General features: G+C 40.7%; 23 protein-coding genes and 1 pseudogene. 11 read left to right on the forward strand and 13 right to left on the reverse strand.

What is annotated here, in order from left to right; translation table 11 throughout:
* Position 1: 1 nt before the first annotated feature.
* From L6E24_RS07035 to L6E24_RS07045, 3 genes are read left to right on the forward strand one after another with little or no spacing between them, the layout of a single operon-like run.
* Positions 2-1,252 (forward strand): 3-isopropylmalate dehydratase large subunit, encoded by a 1,251-nt coding sequence (locus L6E24_RS07035; RefSeq protein ID WP_257741285.1) that lies wholly within the window; start codon positions 2-4, stop codon positions 1,250-1,252.
* A gap of 4 nt (positions 1,253-1,256) precedes the next feature.
* Positions 1,257-1,745 carry a 3-isopropylmalate dehydratase small subunit gene (locus L6E24_RS07040; RefSeq protein WP_257741286.1) on the forward strand — a complete coding sequence of 163 codons (489 nt, stop codon included), beginning with the start codon at positions 1,257-1,259 and terminating at the stop codon, positions 1,743-1,745.
* The gene (locus L6E24_RS07045) at positions 1,733-2,851 is read left to right on the forward strand and encodes an isocitrate/isopropylmalate dehydrogenase family protein (protein ID WP_257741287.1); all 1,119 of its coding nucleotides are present in this window, start codon (positions 1,733-1,735) and stop codon (positions 2,849-2,851) included. The genes L6E24_RS07040 and L6E24_RS07045 overlap by 13 nt, the downstream gene beginning before the upstream one ends.
* Before the next feature lie 592 nt (positions 2,852-3,443).
* Here the strand turns inward: L6E24_RS07045 and L6E24_RS07050 are convergent.
* From L6E24_RS07050 to L6E24_RS07060, 3 genes are read right to left on the reverse strand one after another with little or no spacing between them, the layout of a single operon-like run.
* Positions 3,444-5,225, reverse strand: a complete 1,782-nt coding sequence (locus L6E24_RS07050; RefSeq protein WP_257741288.1) for an IS66 family transposase — start codon at positions 5,223-5,225, stop codon at positions 3,444-3,446.
* A 57-nt stretch (positions 5,226-5,282) separates the two neighbouring features.
* Positions 5,283-5,453 (reverse strand): hypothetical protein, encoded by a 171-nt coding sequence (locus tag L6E24_RS07055; RefSeq protein WP_257741289.1) that lies wholly within the window; start codon positions 5,451-5,453, stop codon positions 5,283-5,285.
* Entirely contained in the window at positions 5,450-6,487 is a 1,038-nt protein-coding gene (locus L6E24_RS07060; RefSeq protein ID WP_257741290.1) for an AAA family ATPase, read from the reverse strand. The genes L6E24_RS07055 and L6E24_RS07060 overlap by 4 nt, the downstream gene beginning before the upstream one ends.
* A 330-nt stretch (positions 6,488-6,817) precedes the next feature.
* Here L6E24_RS07060 and L6E24_RS07065 point away from each other — a divergent pair, with 330 nt between their 5' ends.
* A complete protein-coding gene (locus L6E24_RS07065; RefSeq protein ID WP_257741291.1) occupies positions 6,818-7,186 on the forward strand; it encodes a SpoIIAA family protein in 369 nt (122 codons plus the stop codon).
* A 339-nt stretch (positions 7,187-7,525) separates the two neighbouring features.
* Positions 7,526-8,641, forward strand: coding sequence for a PDDEXK nuclease domain-containing protein (locus L6E24_RS07070; protein ID WP_257741292.1), 1,116 nt, complete (start codon positions 7,526-7,528; stop codon positions 8,639-8,641).
* Between the two features lie 41 nt (positions 8,642-8,682).
* On the opposite strand, the gene L6E24_RS07075 is transcribed toward L6E24_RS07070, so the two are convergent.
* A complete protein-coding gene (locus L6E24_RS07075) occupies positions 8,683-10,128 on the reverse strand; it encodes an ATP-binding protein (protein WP_257741293.1) in 1,446 nt (481 codons plus the stop codon).
* Between the two features lie 333 nt (positions 10,129-10,461).
* Here L6E24_RS07075 and L6E24_RS07080 point away from each other — a divergent pair, with 333 nt between their 5' ends.
* Entirely contained in the window at positions 10,462-10,776 is a 315-nt protein-coding gene (locus L6E24_RS07080; protein ID WP_257741294.1) for a SpoIIAA family protein, read from the forward strand.
* On the opposite strand, the gene L6E24_RS07085 is transcribed toward L6E24_RS07080, so the two are convergent.
* The 8 genes and pseudogenes from L6E24_RS07085 to L6E24_RS07115 all read right to left on the reverse strand — a co-directional run bounded on the left by L6E24_RS07085 (position 10,745) and on the right by L6E24_RS07115 (position 17,043).
* Positions 10,745-12,247, reverse strand: a complete 1,503-nt coding sequence (locus L6E24_RS07085; protein ID WP_257741295.1) for a transposase — start codon at positions 12,245-12,247, stop codon at positions 10,745-10,747. The genes L6E24_RS07080 and L6E24_RS07085 overlap by 32 nt on opposite strands.
* Before the next feature lie 134 nt (positions 12,248-12,381).
* Positions 12,382-12,564, reverse strand: a complete 183-nt coding sequence (locus L6E24_RS07090) for a hypothetical protein (protein ID WP_257741296.1) — start codon at positions 12,562-12,564, stop codon at positions 12,382-12,384.
* A 156-nt stretch (positions 12,565-12,720) separates the two neighbouring features.
* Positions 12,721-12,792 (reverse strand): annotated as a pseudogene (locus tag L6E24_RS14850) (hypothetical protein); the annotation flags it as partial.
* A 337-nt stretch (positions 12,793-13,129) separates the two neighbouring features.
* Entirely contained in the window at positions 13,130-13,759 is a 630-nt protein-coding gene (locus L6E24_RS07095; protein WP_257741297.1) for a hypothetical protein, read from the reverse strand.
* Between the two features lie 83 nt (positions 13,760-13,842).
* Entirely contained in the window at positions 13,843-14,295 is a 453-nt protein-coding gene (locus L6E24_RS07100) for a DNA adenine methylase (protein ID WP_308219111.1), read from the reverse strand.
* Entirely contained in the window at positions 14,285-15,589 is a 1,305-nt protein-coding gene (locus tag L6E24_RS07105) for a type II restriction enzyme (RefSeq protein WP_257741298.1), read from the reverse strand. The genes L6E24_RS07100 and L6E24_RS07105 overlap by 11 nt, the downstream gene beginning before the upstream one ends.
* Positions 15,582-16,418 (reverse strand): DNA adenine methylase, encoded by an 837-nt coding sequence (locus tag L6E24_RS07110; protein WP_257741299.1) that lies wholly within the window; start codon positions 16,416-16,418, stop codon positions 15,582-15,584. Before L6E24_RS07110 ends, L6E24_RS07105 begins: the two co-directional genes overlap by 8 nt.
* A gap of 154 nt (positions 16,419-16,572) precedes the next feature.
* Entirely contained in the window at positions 16,573-17,043 is a 471-nt protein-coding gene (locus L6E24_RS07115) for a GNAT family N-acetyltransferase (protein WP_257741300.1), read from the reverse strand.
* A 173-nt stretch (positions 17,044-17,216) separates the two neighbouring features.
* Here L6E24_RS07115 and L6E24_RS07120 point away from each other — a divergent pair, with 173 nt between their 5' ends.
* Entirely contained in the window at positions 17,217-17,768 is a 552-nt protein-coding gene (locus L6E24_RS07120) for a C-GCAxxG-C-C family protein (protein WP_257741301.1), read from the forward strand.
* 119 nt (positions 17,769-17,887) lie between these two features.
* Positions 17,888-18,829, forward strand: a complete 942-nt coding sequence (locus tag L6E24_RS07125) for an ion transporter (protein ID WP_257741302.1) — start codon at positions 17,888-17,890, stop codon at positions 18,827-18,829.
* 59 nt (positions 18,830-18,888) lie between these two features.
* Here L6E24_RS07125 and ilvD read toward each other — a convergent pair whose 3' ends face one another.
* Entirely contained in the window at positions 18,889-20,532 is a 1,644-nt protein-coding gene (gene ilvD / locus L6E24_RS07130; protein ID WP_257741303.1) for a dihydroxy-acid dehydratase, read from the reverse strand.
* Between the two features lie 216 nt (positions 20,533-20,748).
* Between ilvD and L6E24_RS07135 the strand changes: the two genes are divergently transcribed.
* The 3 genes from L6E24_RS07135 to L6E24_RS07145 all read left to right on the forward strand — a co-directional run bounded on the left by L6E24_RS07135 (position 20,749) and on the right by L6E24_RS07145 (position 23,848).
* Complete coding sequence (locus tag L6E24_RS07135; protein ID WP_257741304.1) at positions 20,749-21,963, forward strand: quaternary amine ABC transporter ATP-binding protein; 1,215 nt, start codon at positions 20,749-20,751, stop codon at positions 21,961-21,963.
* The gene (locus L6E24_RS07140; RefSeq protein ID WP_257741305.1) at positions 21,963-22,874 is read left to right on the forward strand and encodes an ABC transporter permease; all 912 of its coding nucleotides are present in this window, start codon (positions 21,963-21,965) and stop codon (positions 22,872-22,874) included. The genes L6E24_RS07135 and L6E24_RS07140 overlap by 1 nt, the downstream gene beginning before the upstream one ends.
* An 89-nt stretch (positions 22,875-22,963) precedes the next feature.
* Positions 22,964-23,848, forward strand: a complete 885-nt coding sequence (locus L6E24_RS07145; protein WP_257741306.1) for a glycine betaine ABC transporter substrate-binding protein — start codon at positions 22,964-22,966, stop codon at positions 23,846-23,848.
* Positions 23,849-23,948: the final 100 nt, after the last annotated feature.

Here is a 23,948-nt window from a genome sequence, read left to right on the forward strand (position 1 = left end):
TATGACACAGACATATGTTGAGAAGATCTTCTCTAATAAATGCGGAAAGGTTTATTCAGCCGGAGATATGGTTATGGCACCTGTGGACGGTGCGATGATACATGACATCACCGGGCCGCTGGCGATAAATGTATTTAAGGAGATGGGTGGAGAGAAGGTTTTTGACCCGGAAAAAGTCATAATGCTCTTTGACCACCAGATCCCGGCGGACTCGATTGCGGCGGCGAAGAATCACGTCATGATGAGGGAGTTTGCAAAGGAGCAGGGCATCTTCAACTATGACATAAAAGAGGGAGTATGCCATCAGGTTGTTCCTGAGAAAGGCAGGGCAAGGCCCGGAGAGATAATCGTAGGCGGCGATTCCCATACCTGTGCATACGGGGCACTCGGTGCATTTTCAACCGGAATAGGTTCCACTGATATGGGCTTTGTGCTGAAGTTCGGTGCACTGTATTTCAAAATCCCGGAGAGCATCAGGCTTGAAATAGAAGGTAAATTCCCGAAGAGGACAGGTGCAAAAGATTTGATCCTGAACCTTGCAGGCGACATCGGAGCCGATGGTGCAACCCACAAAGCACTTGAATTCTACGGCGGGACTGTGTCAGATATGGACATATCCGGCAGGATGACAGTTGCCAACATGGCAATCGAGATGGGAGCAAAGGCAGGAATTGTTCCTCCGGATGCAAAGACATGGGATTATCTCTCCGGAAGGGCAGATGTTACACCCTTTGAGATGACCGGAGATGAGGATGCCGCTTATGCTGAGGTGAGGCATTATGATGTCTCCGATCTCGCACCAAAGGTGGCAGTGCCGCATAATGTGGACAATGTCGTGGATGTGACTGAGGTTGCCGGACGGAAGGTTGACCAGGTCTTTATCGGATCATGCACCAACGGGAGATTTGAGGACTTTGCCGAGGCGGCAGAGGTTCTCGGAGACGGGAAGTTCTCAGATGACTTAAGAGTCATCATAGTTCCGGCATCAAAGGAAGAGTACCTGAAAGTCTTAAGGGCCGGGCTTGTTGAGAAGTTTGTTGAGGCAGGGGCACTTGTTGAGGCTCCCTGCTGTGGCCCCTGCATGGGCGGGGCTTTCGGACTGCTGGCACCGGGCGAGGTCTCACTTTCGACATCCAACCGTAATTTCAGAGGCAGACAGGGAAGCACTGAAGCCGGAGTATATCTCTGCTCACCCGCAACCGCCGCTGCCAGTGCAATGACCGGCGTGATAACCGACCCAAGGGAGGTCTGAAATTATGAGAGTGTGGAAATTCGGCAGTGACATAGACACCGACGCAATAATTCCGGGGCGGTACCTGACAATCTATGACGAGAAGGAGCTTGCATCACATGCCTTTGAAGGCACAAGGGACGAGTTCTCAGTTGAGGCAAAGGACGGCGATGTAATTGTCGCTTCAAGGAATTTCGGCTGTGGGTCTTCGAGAGAGCATGCACCTCTTGCACTGAGGGGTGCAGGGGTTAAGGTGATTCTTGCAAAATCCTTTGCGAGAATCTTTTACAGGAATTCCATCAATACCGGACTTCTGCCTGTTATCTGTCCTGAGGCGGATGAGATAGCAGACGGTGCTGAGATTGAGATAGACTCTGAATTCAGATACGTAATGAGTGGCGGGAAGAGATATGAACTTGAGCCGGTCCCGGAATTTATGAAACATATCGTTGATGCCGGCGGACTTGTTAACTATGCAAAAGAGATGGATGAGGTGAAGACGTGTACAGAGTAGCCTGCATGCCGGGTGACGGAATCGGACCTGAGATCGTTGCAGAGGGCAGGAAAGTTCTCGATGCTGCCGGAGAGAAGTTTGGCTTTGATATTGAGTGGACAGATTATGAGATCGGTGCAGAGAGATATCTTCAGACCGGAGAACTGATAACCGAGGATGAGCTAAAGGAGCTTTCGAAGTTTAAGTCGATATACTTCGGATCAATAGGTGATGACAGGGTTAAACCCGGAATTCTGGAGAAGGGAATTCTGCTTGCCATCCGGTTTTACTTTGACCAGTATGTGAACTTAAGGCCGATAAAACTCCTGCCCGGAGTTTCGACTCCGCTTGCCAATAAAGGCCCTGAGGACATTGACTTTGTCGTTGTCAGGGAGAATACCGAGGACTTCTATGTCGGAATCGGTGCAAGGGCAAAGGCCGGAAAGCAGAGGGATGAGCTTGAGGTTATAAGAAACCTCTACAATGTCAGATTTGGCATTGATGTTGAGACCGATGCCGATGAGCTTGCATACCAGATCGGAGTTTTGAGCAGAAAGGGATCAGAGCGTGTGATGAGATACGCCTTTGACCTTGCACAGACCAGGGAAAAGAAGCTTACATCGGTTGACAAGGCAAATGTGCTGACAGATGTATACGGCCTCTGGCGTGAGGTCTTTGAGGAGACCAAAAAAAGTTATCCGGATGTCTCAACCGAATACAACTTTGTCGATGCCATCACCATGTGGTTTGTTAAGAATCCGGAATGGTTCGATGTCGTTGTCACCCCGAATATGTTTGGGGATATTATAACCGATCTCGGTGCCATGATACAGGGAGGACTTGGCCTTGCTCCGGGAGGGAATATCAACCCGAAGGGTACTTCAATGTTTGAGCCGATTCACGGCTCTGCACCGAAGTACAGGGGCAAAAATGTCGCCAATCCGCTTGCGACAGTCTGGGCAGGATCGCTTCTGCTTGATCATATAGGAGAAAAAGAAGCCGCTGCCGCAGTAATCACCTCAATCAGCCATTCAATTGAGAAGGGAGCTGTTACAAAGGACATGGGCGGTTCGATGAGGACATCGGATATAGGCGACTGGATTGCCAAAGACATCCTGAATGGATAATATTTACCCCGAAAACTTTTTTTCAGACTGCTTAAACCCGGGTTATCTGCCAGTCCGGGAAGTTTTTATTCCATCTGTCGACATTGACAACAAAACACTTATGGCTCCTCGCTAAATCCTGTGGGTAGTTATCAAAGGTTTCCAACAAATGACTTGTTTTTTTGCAGGATTATAATAGATCATTTTAGCTAAATGCTGGATTCATGGTGTTTGTGGCTGAATTGGTGATTATAGCGATCAAATTTTACCCACACCAAACAGCGAGGAGCCACACTTATTCACAGGAACCTTCCGCCATCTGCCCGGAAGACCGTCTTTTGGAAGCTGCAGCCTTAAGTCCTTCATAATTTTTGGAATTAGAGGGTTTTCCAGTTCAAGGAGGCAGATGTATATTATTGGTTTATCGAGTCTGTCCTCAGCCCATCTGTACAGAAATGTATCCCTGAATTTCAGTGTCAGTGATTTTATCAGGGGATTATAACAGTTCTTATCAGGATAACCGTCTGAAGCATCGGTGTAGTCTTTAACCTCAACAAAATAATATTTATTCGTATCATATCCAAAATCGGAGAAATAGGTTAAAAATGAATTTTTATAAGTTGGATGAAATGTATCTGTGTTGACCTACCGGTACATTTGAAAGGTCCTCTTTTGCAGCAACTGAATTTTTACCCTCTATTTTAAGATCATCCAAGGTTGCTTTCTGGTTTTTGCATGCTATTATCTCAGCAAGTGATTTTTGTCTATGACCATTTATGATCAAACCGGCTATATGATCAAAGGGATTTATGTCCAACTTCTTAGCAGTTTTAACAATTGTTAAATTTCTGTCTACAACATTTGTTCCTTTCTCATTTCTTGTAAATAAGCTTATATCACGATGTCTGACCTGTGCTCGTGCTCCGAGCTCAGCATCATTATTATGAAGAGGGACGTGAGGGTGATCTAAGAATGTGAGTAAGAAGTCTTTATTCCGGTGTGTCTTCTCAATTCTTAGGTTCAACTCTTTATATTCAGTCTCGCTGTTAAATAACTCATCAAAGTCCTTTCTAATTTTTAATGCCCACTCTGGAGATGGATTGTCTTTATATGCTCTCATCTCTCTGTAAAATGCCCAAAACCGATCCATGAAATCTTCATGGACTTTTCTCATTACAGCAGTTTTAGGTTTTAATTTTTTATAGTGTCTGGCTTCATGAACCCAACATAACTGGTGTTCTTCAGTGATATTGTCGTATTGGGGTGCATCATCTGTAAGAAGAATTTTTGGAACTGGGTAATCTTTCTGTGATCTGTAATAAGCAATCAATCCAGCCTCAGTAACTCGCTTTTTAAGCGTTTTAAATCCTTCTTGACCAAATAACTCAACCAAACTATTTTCTAATTCAAATTCACTAAAGCAAGAGTTGTAAATATTTTCTCTAAGTTTTTTGATCCATTTTTTTGCGGTTCTAAGATTGGATAAATGTTCAAAGGCAAACTCATTGAATAGGTACTTGGGTTCTAAAACTTCCATAATGTGCTTAACTATGCTAATTCTATCCTTTTTTGGAGAAGTTCTAAATGCTGTGAAATTATGATTTGAAAAGATATGTGTATTATATTGAGTGCCATTTACATTAGCTCCAGTTGTATCTGTCTGGAGGTAATCGGAGGACTTTATTCCTTCTTTTAGTATATCTTCCGATTCTTTATCTAAAACCTCATTCTTTTCAGTTAATTTCCTTGAGATTGTAGATTGGGCTATAAAGATACCATGGTTATTTAAAAAGGCTCTAATTGCATTTTCACTCATTCCACAAATTGCTTTGCATTCAATAATAAGTGCCTTTATTCCAGGACCAAATTCTCCACCATATCCTTGAGGTCGATCAGTTAAGAGATATCTTCCTTCTGAAGGGGAATAATATTTTTCAAGTAAAAACTTTGTATTTCTCGGACGAATTTCAATGTCCTGTATGATTAATTCAGAAAAGCCTTTAAAAACTGCATCTTTCGGAAGTTTATTTTTGTCAGAGTACCAGATCTTTTCTTCATGGATTTCGATTTTATGATTACGTTTTCCTCTGCCTTTATTTGGATTATTTTGATCTGATTTCTCTTTTTTTGAGCGTTCCTCCTCAGTAGAATGATTTTTATTGCCAGAACCCCCTTTTCTTTTTCCTTTTTTTGCGGCTTCCGGCCTACCCTGTTCACCAATTAGATGATTGTAATCATCTCTGAGTTGAAGATGCTCTTCATATAATTTATCGTATTTTGCAGATAGTTCCTCAAAGGCTGAGATGAGCAAATATATTATGTCTTTATCCGGAGAATTATCTATCCGATCAGGAGTTATTACGGATTCTAATTCTTTGAAGATACCATTTGACATAATGTATTCTATATTTTGAATTTATAAGTACAAATTATTATCCATTATCACATTACCTCACATTATGGATATGATACATTTATTCTCTGTTTCAACGATGAAATCAACTGCTTTCATGCAGTGAGATAATCCATGAAAAGTTCCTTTTGACCTGTCTTTTTCATCAAACTTAAATGCATCAATCACTCCATTAAAATCAAATTGCAGATTTCCCTCCTGCAATATCATTTAAGACTGCCCCGCATCTCTCTTGCAATATCCCTGTCAATAATATCTGCAAACGTATCATCAATTGCATTGGGAGAGATCTTTTCATATTCCAGAGTTGATGAGATGGAGATTTCATTCGTCTCTTTGTCCCTGAACAGGCTATGATAGATTATCTTATCGTTTTCAATTCTCTGAAGATCAAATTCTTTCAGAATGATATAATCATGGGTTGAAATTAGTATCTGAACTCCCATTCTCTGAAGTTCAACAAGAATCTCAACAACTGTCCTCATAAGCCTTGGATTTAAATTTGCCTCCGGTTCATCCCAGCAGAGCACAGAACCACTGGTAAGTGTCCCGTTCTGTATCAGAAGCCATAGAAGTACCAGTTTTCTGAGGCCCTCTGCAACCAGTGTAAATTCAAGCTCGCCATGCTTATTTTTCAGGAAAAACTCTTCATTTTTGATTACCACCCGGCCATCAATCGCCTTTTGAAGGATATTCATGAGCTTCTTCCTTCCGGCATCCATAGGGCCTTTAAGTGAACCAAGAAAGGCCCTGTCAATGATATCTGCATAGACTTCTTCAAAGTGAATATCCCTCAGGCTGTACAATGACCGGAATCCCGGAGCATTGGCCATCATATCTTTAACAGGAATATATACTGACTCTATCGGTTCCTCAGACCATGTCTTATACGCACCGGAAATTTTTGCACCCTCAGGGCTTTTTGTATGATTGGAGATACTCAGGCGTATTACAGCATTTTTATTCTGATTCAGTACCCTTTGAATTTCTACAAAACCATTTGAACTTCCAGGTGATCTTTTCACAAGGCGTCCGGTATGCTCACCTGAGGGAAGGAAGACTTTAGTCAGTTTTTCTGCAAAACCCTTCCTGCTCTTGGAGATCTCACAACCAGCATATACAGTTTTTAGTATGTGGGTTTTTCCTGTGCTATTTTCGCCGGTAAATACATTAATCCCGGGTGAAAGACCAATCTCCAGCTCCTGAAAAGCGGTGAAGTTTTCAAATTTTACACATTTTATCATTTATCTTCCTGGTGTGAGAATCTCAGCTCATATGTCAATACAATGCCATGAAATCAGATTAATTACTCAGATCTCTGAATTAAGCAATAATAAAGTTTTGCGCCGGAAAAGTGACGGGGAAGAAATCCAAAATATTCAGACCAAATTATAGTTGGTTCACCATCACAGAAATATTTATGCAACAGAGCGTTGCACAAATTTCAGAAGAATAAATCCGTAATAATCCTCAATTCACTTTTAAACAGGAAATCTGAAATCCCAGAATATTACTCAAATGCATAATATGAGCAATCAAATGTCAAAAACAGATATATAAACTCTGAAACAATTATGATAACCAAAATGCCGGAAAGTTCAGGAAGAAATGTGGGTTTTCTGATTCACGGGAAACTTACTGATGAGGACTATAAGGAGATACTCATTCCTGCTCTGGATGAGGCGATTGAAAAACATGAGAAGATCAATATTCTCTTCAAAATGGAAGGTTTCAGGGGATGGACAGCCCATGCAGCATGGGATGATTTAGTCAGCTGGCCAAAGATCAGGGCTGTTGATAAAACTGCAATCGTATTTGACGGAAAGTGGGATGAATTTATGAGCTGGCTATTCAAGTCATACGCTTTAATCTCCCACATTGAGATGAAGTTCTTTCATGATGACCGGACTGATGAAGCCTGGGAGTGGTTAAAGGGAGAATAAGGATTCATAAATTATCAAGAATATGTTACTTATTTTGGGGACACAATAATATCATTATTTTTTTATAAATTGGAGCTCATACCCCTTAATGACTGCCAGATAAATCACAAAACTTTGTGCTTCATCCAGATCATGTATCTCATATAGTCTGTTATCATAAAAGCACCTATCGCACATTCCACCCAACAGACATTTTACAAAGGCGTCCTTGACAATCACCAAAACCAAGCAGTGTAATTATCCGGAGAGTAAAAACCATTTTGCACTAAAAACAACAAATATCCAATAACTAAAGGAGTATAAAGGTAACAATAAAAAAATCGGGAGAGGGCAATTAAAGTGAATAAGGAATCAGATGATCATAAATCACAAAATCAGAGGACTTCAAGGGGTCGCACCAGAGAGGGAGCTATTTTTCCAATTCCAGCAGAAAAAAACATCCTGCCGGAGGACTATGGAGAAATATTTGAAGACATTAAGAAAAGAATCAAATCTGAACGAATTAATGTTACACTCAAAGCAAACGCTGCCATGGTAATGCTTTACTGGGACATTGGGAATGTAATCCTGACCCGCCAGAAAAAAGAAGGATGGGGAGCAAAAATAATTGACCGCCTGTCACATGACCTGAAAGTCGCCTTTCCTGATATGACTGGCTTATCTCCCAGAAATCTCAAATATATGCGAAAATTTGCCAGTGCCTGGCCAAAGCGTGAAATTGTGCAAGAGCATCTTGCACAAATTACCTGGTATCACAATCTTGCTCTGTTGGAAAAATGTGATGAGCCACAGATAAGACTGTGGTATGCACACAGAACCATCGAAAACGGATGGAGTCGGAATATTCTGGCCATTCAGATCAAAAATCAACTGCATGAACGCCAAGGTAAAGCACTTAATAATTTCAAAAATTTACTTCCTCCAGAAGATTCAGATATGGCGGCACAGATATTTAAGGATCCGTATCTCTTTGATTTCCTGGGTACCGCTGATCCACGCAAAGAGCGTGAGGTTGAACAGGCCCTTATAGATCACGTTCAAAATTTTCTCCTCGAAATGGGTACAGGATTTGCATTTGTAGGAAAACAGGTACTACTGGAAGTTGGCGAAAGTGATTTTTACTTAGATCTGCTTTTTTACCACCTAAAACTGCGTTGTTTTGTAGTCGTTGAATTAAAAGCAGTACCGTTTGAACCAGCTTTTGTTGGCCAGCTTAATATGTATCTCTCCGCTGTCGATGACCTGCTTCGACATCCGGATGACAACAGAACCATAGGTCTTCTACTTTGCAGAAGTAAAAACAGGCTTGTTGCAGAGTATTCTTTGAGAGGATTTAACAGTCCAATGGGTGTTGCCGATTGGGAAACTGAATTAACTGAAAAACTTCCGGAAGATTTAATGGGCAGTCTCCCATCAATTGAAGAAATTGAAGCTGAACTGAAAGATAAAATTTAATTCCTGAGAGAACAGGAACATCTGCCATAATGAGTTAAACATCACTTCCAGCCGGAAAGATAAGATCTGCTTAATTCCCTTAAATCCTCCAGATCAAAGAGACGATATCCTTCTGCTCTAAGATTTTCCTTACCGGAAATCTCCTTTGCTATGAGAGCATATACTTCAGATCTCTTCTGGTTTTTCCATTCAACAAGGGGTGATTTTTTGGTTAGTGATTTTAATATTCCCCTCGCTTTCATCTCAGAGAGATTCATCCATTTGCACTCACAGAACAGTGCTTTGTCTGACGATTCATCAAATCCGACAATATCAATCTCATTCTCCTTAAACCACCATCGCCCCAGTTTTGAAAAACGCATATCCTCAAAGAAAAATCCGTTTTGTATAATTTCCATACATAAATTCTCAAACATTTTCCCAAAGTAGACAGGCAACTCAGCCCTGGCTGACTCTAAGACTTCAGATCCTTTTTTTGTTTCAATCTCCATCCTGTGTGGATAGACAACTGCAAACCAGAAGTTAAGGTATGGATCTAAAATCCTGTAGTGCCTCTTCCGGTAGCCTGCATGTGCAGTTACAGGCATCTCATCCACAATGAGATGAATACCTGCCAGAACCGAGAGATATTTCGACACCATACTCTTATCAAGCCCGGTCTGCTGACAGACTGATGAAAGAGTTGTAAATCCGGATGAGAGAGCACGAAGAATTGAAATGTAATTCCCTGCTTCACGAAATTCATAGTGCAGCAGGATCTCGGCCTCAAGGTACAGGTATGAACCCTTGCTTAGCATCTGCTGTAAAATGTTCTCCCACAAGGTAATTTCCGGATTAAACAGCCTGAGATATGCCGGAACACCACCGATAACAGACCAGACCATTATAAGTTCCTCCTCACTGTAAGGCAGAAATTTCCGGATATACGGATAAAAGAGAGGCTCGACCTGCCACTGCCCTGTTCTCCTGCCGTACAGCGGACTTTTGTAACCCAGCACCTCAGTTTCCATCGTGCTGACTGAAGATCCGGAGAGTATAAGCATTATATTTTCATCTGAAAGTATCAGATCCCAGATCTTCTGAAACGCAGATGGAACACCTTTATCTTTTGAAATAAGATATGAGAACTCATCAATTACAATTACAACCCTCTCACCGGAATCAGGACTGAAATTTCTGTGGCTGATAAGGGATTTAAACAGAGCCTGCCAGTCAGGATAATTTGCTCTTTTAAAGTCCGGATCTCTGAGGTAATCACCTGCGACATCTGCAAAATCACGGATATTTGAGGCCTGTCCCTCCTCCGAAGCCATGAAATAAAAGCCCGGAAGGTTTTTGAGAAAACGGGAGATTAGAGTAGTCTTGCCAACCCTTCTCCTGCCGTATATTATTATCAGTTCCGGAATTCTGGAATTATAATGACCGGTTAAGAACTCCATCTCATCATTCCGGTCAATAAACTCCGGCACAGACATTTGTTGAGACATAAGTATACTACTTTATACTCAACAAACTGGTTTAATCTTTTCTCCGGGAATCTTTCAGCGGCCCGAATCTGCACTCAATAGAAGCACCGGTTGTAAGTTATCATACTGTCCAAAGTTAGATGAAATACTCAGATATTGGAACAATATTCAGACCACAGAACAGTTCATTTTTGCAAATCCTTCCTGCACAGATAGCAGAAACACCAATCCATAATCATTATCTATTCCACATCTAAACAGGAAATATATCATCCCGGAATATTACTCAAATGCATACAGAAAGCCATCAAGTGTTAAAAACAGATATATAGTCCCTGCAACAATTACCACATTATGATAACCAAACTGCCTGAGAGTTCAGGAAGAAATGTGGGGTTTATGGTTCATGGGAAACTGACTGGTGAGGACTACAGGGAGACACTCATTCCTGCAATGGAAGAAGCACTTAAAAACCATGAAAAAATTAATATTCTCTTCCGGATGGAGAGTTTCAGAGGATGGACAGCCCATGCAGCCTGGGATGACTTTGTTAACTGGCCGAAAGTCCGGGCAGTCCGAAAGATGGCTATTGTATTTGACGGAGAATGGGACGAATTTATGAGCTGGCTCTTTAAATCTATGGCGTCATTATTCGGTTGGAAATATTGAATTTTGATAGCCATTTTTCAGCTGAACGTCCACCTTCAAGCAAGTTTATGAATTCTTCCAAATACTCCAATCTCTTACTGTCAGAATGTACAATTTCTTTATGTGCATATGGCCTCACCAGTTCACTTGCACTGCTGATCTCTTCAGCTGTAATATCCTGTATCTCTCGAATAAAATCTTTTATGTCATAGAGAATTTCTCTCACATAAGTTTCATTCTCAAGGTTTGAGAAAATGGCCATTAGTGCACCATATTGTGCCATTTCGTTTGTAGTTCTATTTCTTCCGGTTCGTCTTCGTATGTGCATTCTACTCCACCTATGGCCGCGTTCTTCAATATTATTATCTCTCATAATGTCAACTACATTACCAAATGTGTCTTTTACTTCCACAAAAAGTTCATCCATGTGTTTTCTGCAGTTGTTTGTTATTTGCCTTGCTCCGCGGAGTAATTCGCCCCCTTTGGTTACTCCATCTATGTCAATGGCATTCAGAATGATCTCAAAATCGTCTCTCATATTTTGAGCATTTGTGGTTATCATATCACTTCCATTTTGACTTAAGTGCCTGCCAACCCTTAAAGTAATCCTCACTTTCTCAAACCATTCCCATATCTTTTGAATTTTAGAATATTGGGAGTTTATGCCTGCATTGTTTGTGATATCATCTAATTTTTCAGAAAACTCCTTAATTTCACATACGTTAACTTTATGGGCCATATTCCATTCTAATATTTTGTGGGCCATTATTTGGACATCTAAAATTCTATTCATTATTTCAAAGTAGGGTAAACCAAATGGGTAATTTGAACTCCTTTCACGGCAGATAAGAAGATGCTCTATAGCAAGAATAATCCATTTTTGCTCTGCGAAGAATATATCTTTTTCAGAACCATGATGTTTTATTGCACTGAGGTCCCCTTTCATTTTCTTGATTTGACTTAGGATCCTCATTTTCACAATATCTTTGCGAAAAGTAGAGTATCTGGTTTTAAAAATGGTTTTACCAAGATTTTTAACGAAGTGATACTGACAAATTTGGTGCTTTACGTCAGGAAAAATCTCAAATGCTGCATCTCGAATCTGCTTGCTCATATCTCTAACAATGACTATTGGGTCCCCCAATAGTGATTTTAAGTTATTCAGGAAGATTTTAACATATTTTTTGCTCTCTGTTGGTATAATTTGGGCATCCATTGTAATTCCTGTATCCCCGTCCTTTGCCATAAAAACAATTTCATTTCCTGCTTCTCCGGTCCCATCCAGGTGAAGCTTTGCGCCACCTTCTCTCTCAAAAAAGGACTTCATTTGAGGCATATGTCTTTTGTGCAGAGCATAGAACCTTAACAAAAGCTCTTTAGACAGATTAGATATTTCACCAGTTGAAATACTAATTCCTCGAGATAAAAGAATGGTTCTTATTTCATCTCTTTGGAAATCAAAAAGAAATCGCAATAAACCAACAGCAACCATTATTTTAGTATCAAAGTTGCGTCCGGCAGGGCATATTTGATTGAAAATTGAGATTAATGGTTCATTACACGCACCATGTTCTTTACAGTATTTATAAACTATATTAAACCTGATCTCTCCCGATAATGTTTTAACTATTCTTTTAGCTGCTTTTTGGACGTAGAGTCTTTTTTTACAGACTGGGCATCTGTTATGGATTTTTTTGAGTTCTTTGGGTGGGAAAGGGAAATAGAGTACGTTTTTTTTCCAAAGTCGTAGGTAATACCTACACTCTTAAGGGATTCACGCGAGACAGGGTGTCCCATATTTTCCAACATATCTAATACCTCATTTGGAGTTAATTCTCTTTCAGTTAGTTGATTGGCTAAAAAAGAAAAATGGTCTTTATCTATAGTAAAATTATTTGGAAAAGATGGATCAGTCCCTAAAGGTCGGATGTATCGCTGGACAACTTTTCCATCAATTCGAACAGATTCAACTTCAGCAAAGTAGGTCTTAACATCTCCATTTTTGTTGTGACGAGTGTATTTCCGTATGTATGACACCCATAGTGATATATATCACCACATATATGAAACCATTGATTTAGAATTGAAAGTCAGATCAAAATTTAAAAGGAATGTAGGCTGTTTTGAGAGGGATTTAGGGAGTTATAAATCCAACTCTATTTTGACGCCATAGCTTTAAATCGTATGCTGTAGTATCTCATGTAGATATGAAATTCTATCACGGTGACCGCATAGATGAAGCATGGGAATGGATGAAAGCTGAGTGAAAACCGGATATGCAGGAATAAATGTCGATAAAAACGGGAAGAGGAAAATAAATTTTTAAGAGTGCAGGAGTGGATTTTGGATTGTAGAATCCAGGAAAATAAGCTTATTATTTATTATCCATTACTGATATAGGAATTCCAATACTATCAGTGCCACATATCCGTACACCGTTTTTTTCATCAGAACCGACTACAACCGAAATATTTGAGTTCCAGGACATATTAACTGCATTTTTATCAGGAACAAGGTCAATTAAAACAGTTCCCGTACCGCCTCCCACAGGCATAAAAGTATGATCCCTGCCAACTTCGATCATGGCACTCCACTCAGATTCATATTCCGCAGGAGTCCATGTTGCCACATAATATTCAGGAGGCATTGCTCCGGTTTTATTCTCCGGAAAACTGCTTGTTATATCTGAAATATGCCATCCGTCAGGGATATAGAAAGCAACACCGCCCCAGTCTTCCGGATCTATCTCAATCCCGGCAACAATCTGAATATTTTCAGGAATTCCTTCGCTTCCTTTGATAAATAGAGTTCCTTTGGCTGAGGTGGTTAATTCTGTAGAATCAGTATTTACACTAAATCCCCTGATCTGAATTATGTCTTTATTTTCAACCGGATTATCGCCGGAATTGTTTCCGGACAGAATGCCTGAATAAATTACAGCAACAGAAATAATTACCAGCACTACAATTACAGAAAGTATAGCATATCCGGATTTATTGTTCATATTAATCATATCTGACCATTTTACTCACAAATAGATTTTTTCAGGGACTTTAAAAATCTGACTTCCCACATAATTCTCAATGATTAAGAGAAATCCCCAGACGTTGTGTTGGCAGACGCTTTTGCTTTCTCCGTTGCAGTTACAGATTTTTTCGGCTCTTCTTCCTCCACAATTTCCGGAATTTCAGGCTTATAATTAGTTACAACAATTTCATTAATGGCACCCCTTGAACCGGCATCTGAGTTAATCATCCGCCTTGCAGGCACCCTTTCTATACTGAAATCACTGTAAAGATCGTCAAAGAAGTTGTCATCCGGAGAATTGTTCTTTGGGTCGGAATTGCTGAGCATGACCTTTGCAGACTTTTCACTGCACATCCTGAAAAATGCTGCAAGCCTTCTCTGATCGTCATCAGTAAATCCGCCCTTTGCATAGCTGTTGAAGCTTGATGTCTTATTCAGTGGGCGGTACGGGGGATCAAAATACAGAAAGGTATTCTCATCCACAAGTTTTGCAGTGCCCATACTATGAATCATTATAATTTATCAAACAAACAATCCAACTAATCCAACTTTCGACTGTAGAAGAGCGCCTAAAATAAGTAGAGTCTGAATTAATATTATATAATTTGTATTTTTTCATAAAATCTACAATTACAGATTTCTCTGGCATCTCACCTGTTTTAAAATATGATATTAATATCTCATTAAATAATTCATGAGAAAGAATACATCTTACATATTCAAGCTGCCTTTGCTTGTATGGAAGTTTTAGATAACGAAAACCTTCAGCAGTTAAAAAATATCTTCTTTCTCCATTAACCTGTTTTTTTCCAATAATTCCTAAATATCTTCCGGCATTAGTATAATAATCAGTTTGTCGATTGTCAAAGGCATATTTATTTGTAATATCTTCCTTATTGAGGTCTTCTTTCATTAGTAATTCACACAGATTGATAATACATTTGAAATTATCTGCTTGCGGAAAAGGTACCTTTGGTTCCTCAACACTCGTTACTGAAGAAGATATTTTCTCTATCTCACTTACACTAATACTCATATCCTCAATGGAGTAATCTTTCTGCTTTTTCAGTTTAAGTGAATTATAATGGTTTGGATTATCAAAGGCGTATTCGTATAAACTGAAAACACTATTGGAATAAACCAAAAAAACCAGTTTAATTTCCTTATCTACCTTATCCTTCCAGACTCTATACGGGTAATAAATCTGTCTTATTAAAAAATCATCAGATATATCACATTTTGCTTCAATAAGAGTTAGATAATTTATGCCTTCATATGCCGCATCTATCTCAATTTGTGAGTTTTCCACTTGAATTTGAACATTAGTGTCTGCTTTAATTGTACTTGAAATTTCAAAACTAAATTTATCTGTTCCCATTCTACCGCAAACAGTAGGACATAATTCAGAATCTTCTAAAAAGTCCTCAAAAACACCTGAAATTAAAGCAAAATTTAGAGCAATACTTTCACCTTTGATATTTTGAGGAGTTAAACTTTGGATATGGGATGGGACTTCTATGTGAAGAACCTCTTTTTCGATGACCTCAAACTTATGATAAGTATTGATATGAGATATTATGTAATTCCCACGAGTAATTGGCAGAATCGAAAGATTATTATTAATAAATAAATCAGGTAAATTGATACTATGGTCAAACTTTGCCATCAATCGGGGTTCTCGGAACTCACGTATCTCATCAGCAGAAATAATATATTTCCCATATCTCTCAACTTCCTGTAGGATATTATATTTTTCAAACAAATGTCCCCAAGCGATCTCGGTTTTTGTTTTCTTTGACTTAGCCATAATTTTTAATCAATACCTCCTCAATCTCACCTCTTTTTGAAGCTACAGAATTAATAACACGTTTTGCTTTCACGACATTAATATCATAATCCACATATAATTCTTTAATAAAATCAGTTGCTGAGTTTGAAAGTAAAAACTTGATTCCATTATCATTAAGATAATTACAAGCATCTCTTAACCTGATCTGCTCATCACGATCAAATCCACCCTTATTATAACCTGTAAAATTTGCAGTTCCAGACACTGGATCATATGGCGGATCCAAGTAAACAAAGGTATTTTTTGGGATATTACTTAGTACTTCAAAATAATCTTTACTTGAAAAGCAAATCTCTGATTTTTGAAAGTACTTATTTAAAGCCCTTAACACCGGCTCATTCACAATATTGGGATTTTTATACCTACCAAAAGGAGTATTGAATTCACCTGATCTATTAACTCTAAAAAGACCATTATAACAGGTTTTGTTAAGGAATATCATCCGAGAAGCTTTTTCTACATTGGATAGCTCAACATACAGATTCTTATCCCGATCCAAATCTCGAACCTGATAAAAATAGTCAGATTCATTATTATGTTTCTGTAAATCAATGATCAACTCCTCAATATCATCCATAATTACATTATAAACATTAATTAATTCTGAATTGAGATCATTAACAATTGCTTTCTTAGGTTGAAGATAAAACAAAACTGCTCCCCCTCCTACAAATGGTTCACAATATGAAACTATTCTCTTTGGCATCATCTCAGTTATTTCATTTAATAACTGACGTTTCCCTCCGACCCATTTGAGGATTGGCATTACGAGTTTATTTTTTTTCATCTCTCAAAAATCCTTTAAAATTAAACGAAGATTCTATTCTAAAATATATGAAAATCAGGAATATTAATACCTACGAAAATACAAAATTTCTCGAATAAACACATTTATATCAAACCATAAAATACTATAAATCACACCCATAGATCCCATACGTTCAGAGGGAATCCCCATTGATGCGATACAGGTACCAGTCCTGCTTCTTCCCGCCCCTGTTTTCATAGAAATCTATTGAAGGCTTATTCCATGTAAGAACAGTCCAGTCCATTCTCCCGCAGCCCCTCTCTTTTGCAACATTCCGGCAGAAATCAAAGAGCATACCACCAATACCCATCTTTCTGTAATCCTTCGATACAAATATGTCCTCAAGGTACAGGGTTGGTTTTGCAAGAAATGTCGAGTAGGTGAAGTAGAATGTGATGTAGCCCACCGGAATTTTGCCATTAAAGGCCAGATATGCCTCATATTTTGGGTTTTCTGAAAAGGCATCCTCTTTCAGGCGTAAGATCGCATCTCCATCCGGCGGAGCTAGTTTTTCGTATTCTGCAAGCTCCTTTATCAGAGATATAAAATCAGGAAAACTCTTCTCTGTTATCTTTTCTACCGCAATATGCACAATATCTGTCATCCGCTATATTGTCTGATATTGATCTCATTTAACACTGCTATTCAAAACAGATACAGCTTCTGATAAGAATGAAGAGAACAACATAAAAAAACAACTGAAACAACAACAGGCAGCACAAGGCAGCACCAGTCAACAGTCAACAGTAATAAATTCCAACCTGCACATTAATCATCATGGATGATAAAACTGAGACTGAAGATATAATCTCACATAAAAATACCGGAGAAACAATATCACAGAAAAATAGTGGTGAAATGAAATACCAAAACAGGGTTGAGAGAGCCTTAAACAACTTCTCATCCGGATATAACTGTGCACAGTCCACCCTCAGTGCATTTGCAGAGGATTTCGGCGTTAAGGAGGAGGATGCCATAAACTACGCAACAGGTTTTGGAAGCGGGATGGCAACCGGAAGAATATGCGGAGTCTGCACTGGTGCCGATATGGCTATCGGACTTTACACCAGAGATATTCCGGACATACATGAGAGAAAGAAGGTGGCATACGCACTCGCAAAGGAATTCCTGGAGAGGTTTGAAGAAGTTCACGGTGCAGTGAACTGCATAGATCTTCTTGGATATGACCATACAGACCTGGAGGAAGAAGAAAAGCAGCCTATAGAGAAGAGGCCAAAGACCGTGTGCCGGAAATTCATCGGAGATGCAATTGTAATCCTGAGTGAAATTGTTGAGAAGCATAAAGAAAGAAAAGAAGAACAGATATGATATTATTTCAGCCAGAGCATTAAAATAATTAATATAATTAAAATAATTAATATAATTAAAATAAACGAAAAGTAAACAGAGAAAATTCCGGATGACAAATAAAAATAATTCAGATTATCATGAAAGGAACCACTGAGGTAAAAAAGATACGAAGAATGGTTTACGGTGTGATGTCTGAGAGTGCACCGGAAAATCCCTTAAAGAAGATATTCAATTACCTGATGTTTCTTGTAATTACAGTCAATATTATCTTTGTAAACCTTGAAACAATTCCAAACCTCTCCTCAGCCATCCTAAACCTGTTCTATGCTTTTTACGGACTCTCAATGCTCATATTCGTTGCCGAATATATCCTGAGAGTCTGGTTCTCAGTTGAGGATGAGAGATATAAATACTCCATAAAGGGCCGGATAAAATACATACTCTCACCATATGCAATTATTGATCTCCTTGTATTAATCCCGTTCCTGATACCCGACCTAATCCCGGCAGACTACAAGACAAACGCCTTAAGGCTCTTAAAACTCTTCATAATACTCAAGCTAATCAGGTATTCACAGTCACTGCAGGGTATTACAAAGGTATTCTGCTCAAAGAAAAAAGAGCTTGCAATGCTCATCTACATGCTCTTTTTCCTCCTGGTGCTCGTCTCAACCCTGATGTACTATGTAGAAAACAAGGCCCAGCCGGAGAGCTTCTCAAGTATTCCGGCAACCATGTGGTGGGGAGTAATCACACTTACAACAGTCGGCTACGGAGATATGTATCCCATAACCCCGCTTGGAAAAATACTTGGTGCACTTGTTGCAATACTCGGAATCGGACTCTTCGCCCTTCCGGCCGGTATTCTCGCCTCCGGGTTCTATGAGCAGTTTTCAGATAAAAAAGAAGAAGAAGAAAAGATGGAAGATAATCAGGAAAATGAAAAAGACCCCGGCACCACAGATAAAGACAGATCCGGGAATGAACCTCAATACAATAATTCAGACGACCCGGATATAAATATGATTAAATGCCCGGACTGTGGTGCGGAAATCATGCTGACGGTGAATAAGAGATGAAATACTGCCAGACCACGACAAAAAGGAAAATATGCAATACTTAAAAAATATATTTTGGATTATTCAGTAACGGCTCCCTTGTCAGCCTGTCCGACCATCTTAGAATATCTGGCTAAAACACCTTTGAGATCTTTCTTTAAAGGCGTAAAATTATCAAGACGGTTCTTCATCTCATCCCCGGAAATATTCAGATCAAGCCTCCTCTCAAAGAGATCGATCTCAATCTCATCGCCTTCCCTGACAATACCAATTGGCCCACCAACAGCCGCTTCCGGAGCCACATGGCCGATACACGGCCCTCTCGTTCCGCCTGAAAACCTGCCGTCAGTAATAAGTGCAACCTTTGTATAGCCAAGACCCATCAGAGCAGACGTAGGTGAGAGCATCTCAGGCATTCCCGGCCCTCCCTTTGGCCCTTCATACCTGATAACAATGACATCTCCCTCACATATCTTCTTAGCAAGAATTGCATCCATTGCATCCATCTCGCCCTCAAATACCCTTGCCGGCCCTTTGTGCTTCCACATATCATCGTTCACAGCCGCACATTTGATGACACCACCGGAAGGTGCAAGGCTGCCTTTCAGGATTCTAAGCCCACCACCCTCATGAACCGGAGAATCAGGGCTTTTTATGACCTTTGAATCCACATATTTGACAGAATCAGCAATCGCCTGTACAGAGATACCAGACACTGTCATAGTATCCTCAAGGTACCTGTCAATCTGCTTAAAAACGCCTGGAATACCGCCTGACCTGTGCAGAGTCTGCATCGAATGCGGCCCTCCGGGCTGCATCGCACAGATATGCGGCACAACATCCCCAACCTTATTGAAATCATCAAGAGTGAACGGAAGTTTTGCCTCGGTTGCAATAGCCATAAGATGAAGAACAGTATTTGTCGAACCGCCAAGCGCCATATCAACCCTGACGGCATTCCTCATACTCTCCATCGTAATGATATCCCGCGGCTTAATGTCATCCTTCACAAGCTGAACCGATCTCCTGCCGGTCTCATAGGCAATCCTCATCTTTGCGGCATCAACCGCCGGAATTGCAGCACATCCCGGAAGGGACATACCCATAGCCTCAGTCATGCAGGCCATAGTATTGGCAGTATAAAGCCCCTGACAGCTTCCGCATCCGGGCATTGCATCGCACTCAATCTCAAAAAGCTCATCCTCAGTCATACTTCCGGCTGCGACCTTTCCGACACCCTCAAAGACATCAGTCAGCGAGACCTCACAGCCCTCATGATAACCCGGAAGCATATTGCCTCCGGTAACAACAATTGCAGGAATATTGCACCGTGCGGCTGCCATCAGCATACCCGGCACAATCTTATCACAGGTGCAGATGCAGACAATTCCGTCAAACCTGTGTGCCTGAATCATCAGTTCAACAGAATCAGCAATATTCTCCCTTGAAGGAAGTGAATACCTCATACCCTCATGGCCCATTGCAATTCCGTCACAGATGCCTATTGTATTGAACTCAAACGGAACACCGCCCTCTGCTGCAATACCCTCACGCACCCTCTCGGCAACCATCCGGAGGTTGATGTGGCCCGGAACTATGTTATTCCATGAGTTTGCAACACCAATAAACGGCTTATGCATCTCATTTTCAGTGATTCCAAGGGCACGGATCAGTGACCTGTTGGGTGCACGTGCATACCCGGATTTGACTTCGTCACTTCTCATATTCATTACCCAGTTAAAAGGTCATAATCAATAATAAAACCGCCCCGTATATGCGAATATGCATAATAAAACAGAATCTTCCGTAAGAAAACTATTTATCAATTCAGACCAATTAACCCAAATCGTAAATCCAGATATCAGCAATAAAAACTATATGACATTAAAAAAATATGTAAAACATCGGAGGATCACTTTTTTTTGATAAGAGGAAAACATATGGATGATGAACAGACAGATGATGATAAAATCATCATAAAAGCGGAGAACATTTACAAGATCTTTGGTCCAAAACCACAGAAAATATTAAAATATCTTGACCAGAAATGCTCCAAGGATGACATTCGCGAAAAAACCAACCACACCGTTGCACTAAACAACGTCTCTTTTGAAGTTATCGAAGGTGAAACATTTGTTATTATGGGTCTTTCCGGTTCAGGGAAGTCAACCCTCCTAAGGTGTATAAACAGGCTCATAGAGCCAACCAAAGGAAAGATAACAATAAAGGACAGTGACATAACCGCCATGAATGAGGACGAACTGATCCAGGCAAGACGGCATCTTATGGGCATGGTCTTTCAGAATTTCGCACTTCTACCACACAGAAAAATAATTGACAATGTAGCATTCGGCCTCGAAATACAGGGAATAAACGAGGAAGAGAGATACAAAGCAGCCGAAGAAGCCCTTTCACTTGTGGGACTTGAAGGTTACGGCGACAGTTACCCCGATCAGCTCTCAGGCGGAATGAAACAGAGGGTAGGTCTTGCAAGGGCACTTGCAAGCTCACCGGACATTCTCTTAATGGATGAGGCATTCTCAGCACTCGATCCGCTGATCAGGCGTGATATGCAGGATGAACTCATAGAACTCAGAGAAAGGCTCAATAAAACAATAATCTTTGTCACCCACGATCTCGATGAGGCACTGAAACTCGGCGACAGAATAGCCCTGATGAAAGACGGAAAGATTATCCAGATCGGAACACCTGAAGAGATCCTTACAAATCCGGAGAATGCCTATGTTGAGCGTTTTGTTGAGGACGTTGACATGACAAGGGTACTCTCTGCGAAAGATATCATGAAGAAGCCCGAACCGCTCGTCCCGATTACAGCCGGACCAAATGTCGCCCTTCACATGATGAAGGAATACGGAATATCCAGTGTATTTATAACCGGAAGAAACCGCGTCCTTGAAGGCCTGATTCTGGTGGACGACGCAGTCCGCGCGGCAAAGGAGAAGAGAGCCATTACTGAAGTAATGATACGTGACATTCCGGTTATAAAACTCGAAGAACCGGTAAATGACATAATCCCGATGATAGCAGACATTCAGTACCCTGTAGCGGTTGTGAACGATGAAAATAAAATAAAGGGAATAATTGTCAGGGGAACAGTCCTTGCAGCAATTGGCAGAAAGGAGGCTGAGGAATAATGTCTGACCAACCTGCAATACCAAAACTGCCAATAGGCGAGGCAGTTGAAGCAATCGTTGACTGGATTCAGATCAATCTGGGGTGGCTGCTTGACGGGATCACAGCTATTCTGGACACTCTTATCGGAGCAGCAGAATATATACTGACAATAATTCCTCCGGTGATAATGGCACTGTTTATATCCGGAATCATGTACTTCCTTGTCAGAAGAAAAGCCGGATTAAAGGGTGAAGCCACATCACTGAAGAATAAGAACGGGCTTAAACTCCTCCAGCTTCCGATAATGACATTGTTGTGCCTGCTTCTGATATGGGATCTTCAGCTGTGGGATGATGCCATGGAGACCCTTGCACTCGTAATTGTCTCAGCAGTGATCTCGCTTGTAATAGGGATACCAATAGGAATCCTCTCAGCAAAGAGCGAAAGGCTTGAAGGTCTTATGAGAGTATTTCTTGACTTCATGCAGACCATGCCGTCCTTTGTCTATCTAATTCCGGCAGTGATATTCTTCGGGCTTGGAGAAGTTCCGGGAGTTATCGCAACCGTCATATTCTCAATGCCGCCTGCAATCAGGCTGACTGAGCTTGGAATACGGCAGATTCCAAAGGAACTTGTCGAAGTCGCAGATGCCTTCGGCGCAAAACCAATGCAGAAACTTATAAAGGTCGAACTTCCGGTGGCGATGCCGACCATTATGGCAGGAGTTAACCAGTGCATAATGCTGGCACTCTCAATGACTGTCATTGCATCCATGATTGGAGCAGGAGGACTTGGGTACCAGGTACTGTATGGTATCCAGAGGGTGGACATCGGTACCGGCTTTGAGGCTGGACTTGCCATTGTAATTATTGCAATAATCCTTGACAGACTTACACAGAATATCATCCATGTCAGAGGACAACAGGGATAATTATATATAACATCCTAATGTGATGTTTAAACGTAAACCTGAAATTTTTGTCCAATTAGGCAAAATATTCATTTTTTGGTCGTGTATTTATGAATTTAATTAATAAAAGAATTGTTCTGGTTGCTTTGATCGCTCTTGCAGCGGTAATGATTGCAGGATGCACCAGTCAGGAAGCTCAGACAGCAGATAAAGGAAAAATAACCGGAATAGAGCCGGGCGCAGGGATCATGATGATGACCGAGAATGCCATTGAGGATTACGGCCTCGATTATGATCTTGTCTCAAGCAGCAGTGCCGGCATGGCATCCGAACTCACCAAAGCAATCAAAGATGAGAAGTGGATTGTTGTTACAGGATGGACACCACACTGGAAGTTTGCAAGATATGACCTCAAGTACCTGGATGATCCAAAAGGTGTCTATGGCGGAGAAGAGTATATCGCAACCCTTGCAAGAACAGGACTTTCAGAGGATAAACCTGATCTCTATTCAATACTTGAACGTTTCCAGTGGAATCCGGAAGACATGGGAGCTGTAATGCTTGATGCAGAGAACGGAATGAAACCCGAAGAAGCGGCAGAGAAATGGGTTGACAACAACAAGGAGACAGTCACAGAATGGATCGGAGGAGTAAGCTCTGACGGTGAGAAGGTTGAGATCGGATATGTCCTCTGGGATTCCGAGATTGCAAGCACAAATGTTGTAAAACTGGTTCTTGAACAGGCAGGATTTGACGTTGATACATCAGCTGTTGATGCAGGCCCACTCTATCAGGCAGTAGCAGACGGTGACGTTGACTTTACAATTTCATCCTGGCTTCCGGCAACCCACAAGAGTTACCTGGATAAATACGAAGACAAAATAGTAGTTGTCAGAAAAAATCTTGAAGGTGCAAAAGTCGGACTTGTTGTGCCAACATATGTCACAATTAACTCTATTGACGAACTGAACAGCGTCAAAGAGAAATTTGCGTAAATATTATTAAAGGAAAAGCCTCAATTCAGGCTTTCTTTTTTTGACGGATCTAATGGCCTGGACAGGCACATAAAATCGTACTTTTCCGGATAAACTGCAC

It is taken from the genome of Methanoplanus endosymbiosus (assembly GCF_024662215.1).
Taxonomy (GTDB): Archaea; Halobacteriota; Methanomicrobia; order Methanomicrobiales; family Methanomicrobiaceae; genus Methanoplanus; species Methanoplanus endosymbiosus.

Excerpts from the sequence above, each read along its gene's own strand:
- L6E24_RS07050 (WP_257741288.1), bottom strand. The coding sequence starts at position 5,225 with ATGTCAAATGGTATCTTCAAAGAATTAGAATCCGTAATAACTCCTGAT.
- L6E24_RS07060 (WP_257741290.1), bottom strand. The coding sequence starts at position 6,487 with ATGATAAAATGTGTAAAATTTGAAAACTTCACCGCTTTTCAGGAGCTG.
- L6E24_RS07125 (WP_257741302.1), top strand. The coding sequence starts at position 17,888 with ATGAAAGGAACCACTGAGGTAAAAAAGATACGAAGAATGGTTTACGGT.
- ilvD (WP_257741303.1), bottom strand. The coding sequence starts at position 20,532 with ATGAGAAGTGACGAAGTCAAATCCGGGTATGCACGTGCACCCAACAGG.
- L6E24_RS07075 (WP_257741293.1), bottom strand. The coding sequence starts at position 10,128 with ATGTCTCAACAAATGTCTGTGCCGGAGTTTATTGACCGGAATGATGAG.
- L6E24_RS07135 (WP_257741304.1), top strand. The coding sequence starts at position 20,749 with ATGGATGATGAACAGACAGATGATGATAAAATCATCATAAAAGCGGAG.
- L6E24_RS07090 (WP_257741296.1), bottom strand. The coding sequence starts at position 12,564 with ATGTTGGAAAATATGGGACACCCTGTCTCGCGTGAATCCCTTAAGAGT.
- L6E24_RS07040 (WP_257741286.1), top strand. The coding sequence starts at position 1,257 with ATGAGAGTGTGGAAATTCGGCAGTGACATAGACACCGACGCAATAATT.
- L6E24_RS07065 (WP_257741291.1), top strand. The coding sequence starts at position 6,818 with ATGATAACCAAAATGCCGGAAAGTTCAGGAAGAAATGTGGGTTTTCTG.
- L6E24_RS07145 (WP_257741306.1), top strand. The coding sequence starts at position 22,964 with ATGAATTTAATTAATAAAAGAATTGTTCTGGTTGCTTTGATCGCTCTT.
- L6E24_RS07035 (WP_257741285.1), top strand. The coding sequence starts at position 2 with ATGACACAGACATATGTTGAGAAGATCTTCTCTAATAAATGCGGAAAG.
- L6E24_RS07120 (WP_257741301.1), top strand. The coding sequence starts at position 17,217 with ATGGATGATAAAACTGAGACTGAAGATATAATCTCACATAAAAATACC.
- L6E24_RS07115 (WP_257741300.1), bottom strand. The coding sequence starts at position 17,043 with ATGACAGATATTGTGCATATTGCGGTAGAAAAGATAACAGAGAAGAGT.
- L6E24_RS07110 (WP_257741299.1), bottom strand. The coding sequence starts at position 16,418 with ATGAAAAAAAATAAACTCGTAATGCCAATCCTCAAATGGGTCGGAGGG.
- L6E24_RS07055 (WP_257741289.1), bottom strand. The coding sequence starts at position 5,453 with ATGATATTGCAGGAGGGAAATCTGCAATTTGATTTTAATGGAGTGATT.
- L6E24_RS07080 (WP_257741294.1), top strand. The coding sequence starts at position 10,462 with ATGATAACCAAACTGCCTGAGAGTTCAGGAAGAAATGTGGGGTTTATG.
- L6E24_RS07100 (WP_308219111.1), bottom strand. The coding sequence starts at position 14,295 with ATGATTCATAGTATGGGCACTGCAAAACTTGTGGATGAGAATACCTTT.
- L6E24_RS07095 (WP_257741297.1), bottom strand. The coding sequence starts at position 13,759 with ATGAACAATAAATCCGGATATGCTATACTTTCTGTAATTGTAGTGCTG.
- L6E24_RS07140 (WP_257741305.1), top strand. The coding sequence starts at position 21,963 with ATGTCTGACCAACCTGCAATACCAAAACTGCCAATAGGCGAGGCAGTT.
- L6E24_RS07085 (WP_257741295.1), bottom strand. The coding sequence starts at position 12,247 with ATGGTTGCTGTTGGTTTATTGCGATTTCTTTTTGATTTCCAAAGAGAT.
- L6E24_RS07105 (WP_257741298.1), bottom strand. The coding sequence starts at position 15,589 with ATGGCTAAGTCAAAGAAAACAAAAACCGAGATCGCTTGGGGACATTTG.